Raw genomic sequence first — 2,342 nt, 5'->3', positions numbered from 1 at the left:
GCCTTGGAGTAGTACTCGACCGTCAGCGACTGCCGGCCGGCCGGGTCGGTGACGTACTTGAGGAACTTGGTCGGCTTGTTGTTCGACTTGCGTTCCTCGTAGGTGTACGTCTGCGTGTTGCCGTTCTTCTCGATCGCCGACGTCATGTAGCCGTCGCAGCCGAACACGAACCGCGTGCCGTCGGGACGGGTCATCGTCCAGGCGTCGGGGACCGGGTCCTTCAGCGGGGTGCAGTCCAGGCCGGGCTTGGCCGTCAGCTTGTAGTGGACGCCCGCCGGGGCCTTCCAGGAGCTCGTGGCCGAGTCCCAGCGGAAGACGTGCGTGGTGCCGTCACCGTCGGGAAGACGGATCTCGGTCGGGTTGGGCTTGGGGTGGAACTCCAGCGGCGCGCCGAGCCGGATCGGGCCGGACGCCTGGAAGGACCAGCCGTAGCCGGAGACGGTGTCGGAGGTGTCCTGGCTGTTGTACGCGAACCGGGCGAAGGTGGTGACACCACGGCCGGGGTTGGTGAACGCGTTGTACTGCCAGACGGTGTTGCCCGACGCCAGGTTGTTCATCAGGGTCGAACCGGCACCGGTGTTCTTGCCCGTGTAGACGTAGAACTTCTCCATGCCGAGCTGGTTGGAGGTGGGGTCCTCCACCGCCACGTTCTGGGCCAGGCCCGGGATGCCGGAGGTGCCCGAGGTCCAGGTGCCGGTCGTCTTGTTGTAGACGTCCCAGGTCAGGACGTAGTCGGTGCGCTTGTTGCCGTTGTCCGAGTTGATCGGCGTCTTCAGCTGCGCCTGCAGGCCGACCGAGCCGCCCGGGGCGACGTTCGACGGCAGGGCCGTCTGCACCTGGTTGCCGCCGGTGGTCACGTCCGTACCGTCCGGCAGAGCCCACTTGTAGGTGAGGACGTTGTCGGCCGACGTCCAGGTCGAGGCGGTGGTGTTGGTGAGGGTGAAGTCGACCGTGTAGTCGCTGTTCGGCGTCATACGGGCCGGGGTCTGCGGCGCGTAGTACGTGGACTCCGTGGTGGAGTCGATGTACGTGACCACGAGCCTCGGCGCGAGCCTGGGCTCGGTGCCCTCGGAGGACAGGAACAGGGTGCGCTCCTGCGAGGCGGCCTCGTCGGCCATCTTCAGGACGACGCCCTTCTGGGAGGCCGGGGTGGTCACCCAGGACTGCGCCAGCGAGGTGACGTTCCAGTCGTGACGGGCCGGGTCGTTCGTCATCGCGCCGGTGTCGGCCGTCACTGCGCCGAAGTCGCCGCCCTGAGTGGTCCAGTTGGTGGCGCTGTCGGCCTTGACCCAGGTGGCGGACTCGTCGAAGTCGCGCGTCAGCGGCCGCAGTTCGTACAGGGCGCCGGTGGTGTCCTGGGAGGTCTGGGTGGACCACAGGCGCACGTTGGCGTCCAGGACCCGGGCGGTGGTGGGGATGCCCAGGGCCGGGAACTTGAGCAGGGCGCGGGTGTCGCCGTAGGTGGCGGAGTTGTTGCCCACCGACAGCCAGTTCTTCGGAGCGGAGTCGTCGATGGTGTCGTGCGCGAGCGTGGTCTGGGTCGAGGACAGCGTGGTGTCCTGCGTCGCGTTCAGCACCTTGGTCGTGCGGCCGGCCTTGGGCAGGCGCACGAGCTGGGTGGGGGCGGCGACGACCTGCCCGTCCTTCGTCTTGACCGCGACCATGTAGTAGTACGCACGGCCGAACGGGTCGGGGTCGTCGGCCTTCGTCGGCGTCGCGGAGGTGTCCGTGAACGACGTGGTGCCGGGCGCGACGGGGGCCACGAGGGTGGCGGCCGACGGCGTGAAGGTCTGGCTGACCGAGCGGTGGACCTGGTACTCGACGATGTCGTCGCCGGTGGCGACCGGGTCCTTGTCCTGGTAGGCGGACCAGTTCAGCTCGGCGCCGGTGTCGTGGATCGTGGTCGGTGCGGAAAGATCGACGCCCTGACGGCCGAACGTGAGGACCAGGCGCGGGTAGTTGGCGGTCTCGCCGCCGTACCCGAACTCGCTGCCCTCGTAGCGCGGGCCGCCCTTGGGCCCGTTCGCGGACTCGTCACCGGCCTTGATCACGAAGCCGTTGTTCGTGTAGGTGCCGTCGATCCAGGACTGGACGGTCTTCGTCACCGGGAAGGAGTGCCAGGTGTTCAGTTCACCGGCCTGCTTGGTGACCACCCCGCCCTTGGTGAACCGGACGGCGTCGGCGATGACGGATGTGGTCGTCGAGACCGGCCCGTCGCCGAGGACGATCTTGCCGAGCGTGCCAGCCTTGAACGGGTGGCTGCCGAGGGTCTTCCACACGCCGGCGGTGCCGGCCTGCTGGTTGACGGTGTAGGCCTTCGTCCCGCCGTCGTAGGTGACGGT

At 68.2% G+C, this 2,342-nt stretch carries 1 protein-coding gene; it reads right to left on the bottom strand.

Annotated elements, in window-relative coordinates:
- Positions 1–2,342 (bottom strand): DNRLRE domain-containing protein (locus CCN56_RS34760; protein WP_143664716.1); only part of this gene is annotated, 2,342 nt, incomplete at both ends.

Origin of the sequence: Streptomyces sp. NRRL B-24572 (assembly GCF_002156145.1) — a bacterium.
GTDB lineage: Bacteria > Actinomycetota > Actinomycetes > Streptomycetales > Streptomycetaceae > Streptomyces > Streptomyces vietnamensis.
This window is presented reverse-complemented; position numbering and strand designations above follow the sequence as displayed.